Consider the following 3,767-nt stretch of genomic DNA (forward strand, 5'->3'; position numbering starts at 1 on the left):
ATTTTAAGTGCTTTTACAATGGCTTCACCTACACTGGCGGCAGATTGCGGATTTTGGCCCGTGATCAACCTGCCGTCAATAGCAATGTTATTGTTCCAGTTGGGTGCATGTTTGTAAATTGCACCGTGGTTAATTAAAGCATCCTGCAGCAGAAATGGAACTACATTGGTTGACTGCACTTCTTCCTCTTCGCCATTAGTAAAGCCTGCCACATTTTTGCCCGAGATCAAGTATGAGCCATCACTTAGTTTTACATTTACCAAAGCTGCGGGGCCGTGGCAAACCGCAGAAACAATTTTCCCTGACTCGTAAAATCCGGGTACCAACTTTAAGATCGCGGGACTATCAGCAAAATCCCACATGGTTCCGTGGCCACCTGCAAAAAATATGGCGTCATAGTCCGAAGCCCTTACATCATCTAATTTCAGGGTATTGGCGATAGCTTTACGAAAATCAGCATCCGCCCAATATTTGGTATTAACCGGATCGCTGAAATCTTCTAAACCATCTAAAGGCGCTTCGCCGCCCTTTATAGAAGCAATATCAACTGTAACGCCGCTTGCTTCTAATTTTTCCAGCGGGTGGGTAACTTCGCTCAGGTTAAATCCTGTTGGAATACCTGTAGCTCCTTTTACATTACAGCTTGTCACTACGAACAAGACTTTTTTTGAACCTTTTTCTATATTCATTTCGTTTATTTTGATTTATTGGGGTAGATTATTTTTGTGGACAATTATACCATTGATTTTTCCCAGGCACCCTGGGTATCAACTCCCGCTTGTGTTGCTAATGCTTCTATTCTTTCTATTTCCTGATGGGTTAAAATAATTTTAGTTGCATTTAGGGCGTCTTCAATTTGCGAAGTTTTAGTGATACCGATAATGGGCAAGGTATTTTTGGCAATTGCCCATGCAATGGCAATCTGCGCAACAGAAGCATTTTTGCTGCTGCCAATTTCTTTCATTACATCGGTTAATTCTTCTAATTGCGGGAGTACCTTGTTGTAGGTGTTTGCTCTTCCGCTACCTTCAGGAAGTGGGTTCCGGGTGTTGTACTTGCCAGACAATGTACCTTGTTCCAACACCATATAAGCAAAGAAAGTGATGTTGTGTACGTTGCAATAGTCAATTATCCCGGCATCTTCGGACGAACGGTATAAGAGACTGTAATGGTTTTGTACGGCAGAAATGCTAAAGCCTGCTTTTGCGAGGATGCTGTTTGCCAGTTTAATTTCTTCCAGGTTATGGTTAGATACACCGACACTTTTTACTTTTCCGTTTTTAAGCAGCGGAATCAGTTCAGGAGTCCATTTATTAACGTCGGTAGGGTTATGAATCCAGTAAATGTCTATATAGTCCGTTCCCAAACGCTGCAAACTGCTATTCAGCATTTCCTCAACAGGGTTGTCAGAAGAATCCGCCATTTGCGGTGTGAATTTGGTAGATAACAGAATGTCCTCGCGGGGATATTGCTTTACAAATTCACCTAAGATAGATTCGGATGAGCCCATGCCATACGCTGCTGCCGTATCCCACAGGTTAAACCCTGCCTTCATGGCCATATCGAATACTTGCTTTAAATCGCCGGCGCTAAGGTTGCTGCCGAAAACCTGGTCGCCGCCTGCAAAGCCTGTTCCCCAGGACCATGTACCTAACGCTATTAATGGTAATTTTTTCATTTTCTCTCGTACTTTTAATGTTTTTACAGAACGATGTCGAGTGATTCAATAGATCATTGGACGGGGCGAAGTTCTTTATACTTTTGCATCAGATCGTTATACAGATTCCTGTTTCTCTTACCATTATTTCTGTTCGGGAGTATCTTTGTAAGATTGTTTGGAATACTTAATCTAATTTCACTTCAAATAACCGAAGTCATGGGAAATCCCCTCAGAATTGAAAGTGTAACCCAGATCAATAACGACCGGGGGCAAAAGACCCTGCATCCATTAGTTAGTGTTCTTGACCAGTCACTGTCGAAGCCCGTAAAAGAGGCCCGTTATATTTCGGACGTATATATGATCTTTTTAAAAGACGAGAAGTGCGGGGAGGTAAAATATGGCCGCAGTCATTATGATTACGAAGAGGGAACACTTCTTTTTATTGCACCCGGACAAGTATTTGGTTTTGATGAAAGTGAAAACATGATACAGCCGACAGGCTGGGGATTATTCTTTCATCCCGATTTGATCCGTGGGACCCATCTTGGTAAATGCATTAACGAATACAGCTTTTTCTCTTACGATGTTAATGAAGCGCTTCACGTTTCGGATGCAGAAAGAGAAATAGTGCTGGAGTGTTTTAATAAGATCCGGTATGAATTAGCTCACCCAATTGATAAGCACAGCAGGACATTGATCGTAAGTAACATCGAAATGTTCCTGAATTATTCCGTTCGGTTTTATGACCGGCAGTTTCTCACCAGAGAACATATTCATAAGGATGTATTGACTGGATTTGAGGGATTACTGAATGATTACTTTCAATCGGAAAAGCTGCAAACCCTGGGATTGCCTTCCGTTTCGTATTGTGCAACCCAACTCAACCTATCTCCAAAATATTTCGGAGATCTGGTAAAAAAAGAGACAGGAAAATCAGCGCAGGAGTACATCCAGCTAAAACTGATTGATGCCGCGAAAGAACAGATACTCGATATAAGTAAATCAGTAAGCGAGGTGGCATATAAGCTTGGCTTCAAGTACCCCTCACATTTTACCCGTTTCTTTAAACAGCATGTTGGGCATTCACCCAATGAATATCGGAATTCGTTGAATTGATAGGTAAGTGACCGGACATTTATTATCTGAAATTTCTAATTGCTCTTTAATTAGTATATGAGGAAATAAAAAAACGCTCTGGGTAATGTAAAGAGTTTTTTAAGTTTTACAGTAAGTTAGGTGCTATCTAACTTTTTTCCGAATTCCCGAGCGGAAATACTTTCAACATTTAGAAAGCCTTTTACGGCTTATAGAACCCATAATCCAAGATTTAAAAGCAGGGGTTGATAAAATGGATTAGATAAAGGTCTGTTATCGCTTAGGTTTTGCTTTCGGCGGGGTTAATTTGAACCGAAAACTGAAGAAGCAAAAAAACCTCTATACATCATCGTATAGAGGTTTTTAAATTTTACAGTAAAGTTAGGTAATACCTAAACTTTTCCTGTGACCTGGGAGAGGATCGAACTCTCGACCCACTGATTAAGAGTCAGTTGCATTCTTTGCTCTAAGTTGTTTAAACGGTGTTTTTGATACTACAAGGCTAAAGTGCGTCACTATATGCGTCACTTGTATGTTCACAGAACCCAAAATCATTACCACCAATGACCTCACACTTAGGTCATACATTATCTATTATTTCAACGGTGTAAGACACCGGGAATACAATGGAAATAGTTTGGAACTAAAAATCTTTCCAAATCGGGCAATTACCATTAAAGATAGAAATAAGCAATTAACCAAACTTCTTTACGAGTTTAAAAAAGCTTTAGAAACAGGGTGGAATCCAAATCAACTAAAAGATGAACCTGTTATTGTCACACCAACTGTCTTTGAAAACGTTAAAACTGTTGAACAAGCTTTTCTGGAAATTGAAGCTGATAAATTATCAGGGCCTTTAAGCCATAATTACAAACTTGAAATCAAAAGTGCAGTAAAACGAATACTAAAGTTTTTCACTGAGGGAGAAAAACAATCACCTATTAAAGATTTAGCCTCAGAACGTGTTGAAGCATACCTTAACCAGTTTAAAGCAACTGGTACATGGTATATG

At 40.1% G+C, this 3,767-nt stretch carries 4 protein-coding genes; 2 read left to right on the forward strand and 2 right to left on the reverse strand.

Features of this window, described 5'->3' with window-relative positions; genetic code table 11:
- Together AC1DRQ_RS30110 and AC1DRQ_RS30115 are read right to left on the reverse strand one after the other, a co-directional pair.
- On the reverse strand, nt 1-689 hold a 689-nt coding region (locus AC1DRQ_RS30110; protein ID WP_477429602.1), incomplete at its 3' end, for a type 1 glutamine amidotransferase domain-containing protein.
- Nucleotides 690-733: 44 nt separating this feature from the next.
- Nucleotides 734-1,678, reverse strand: coding sequence for an aldo/keto reductase (locus AC1DRQ_RS30115; RefSeq protein ID WP_477429604.1), 945 nt, complete (start codon nt 1,676-1,678; stop codon nt 734-736).
- Nucleotides 1,679-1,876: 198 nt separating this feature from the next.
- Here AC1DRQ_RS30115 and AC1DRQ_RS30120 point away from each other — a divergent pair, with 198 nt between their 5' ends.
- Nucleotides 1,877-2,776: a helix-turn-helix domain-containing protein gene (locus AC1DRQ_RS30120; protein WP_477429606.1), complete on the forward strand. Its 900-nt coding sequence runs from the start codon at nt 1,877-1,879 to the stop codon at nt 2,774-2,776.
- A gap of 616 nt (nt 2,777-3,392) precedes the next feature.
- Nucleotides 3,393-3,767, forward strand: a 375-nt coding sequence (locus tag AC1DRQ_RS30125; protein WP_477429608.1) for a hypothetical protein, incomplete at its 3' end; no start/stop codon positions are given.

The sequence above is a fragment of the Mucilaginibacter sp. P4_E8 genome (assembly GCF_056401495.1).

What these genes read in the sequence shown, in the direction of transcription:
- AC1DRQ_RS30120 (WP_477429606.1), top strand. Translation starts at nt 1,877, where the DNA reads ATGGGAAATCCCCTCAGAATTGAAAGTGTAACCCAGATCAATAACGAC.
- AC1DRQ_RS30115 (WP_477429604.1), bottom strand. Translation starts at nt 1,678, where the DNA reads ATGAAAAAATTACCATTAATAGCGTTAGGTACATGGTCCTGGGGAACA.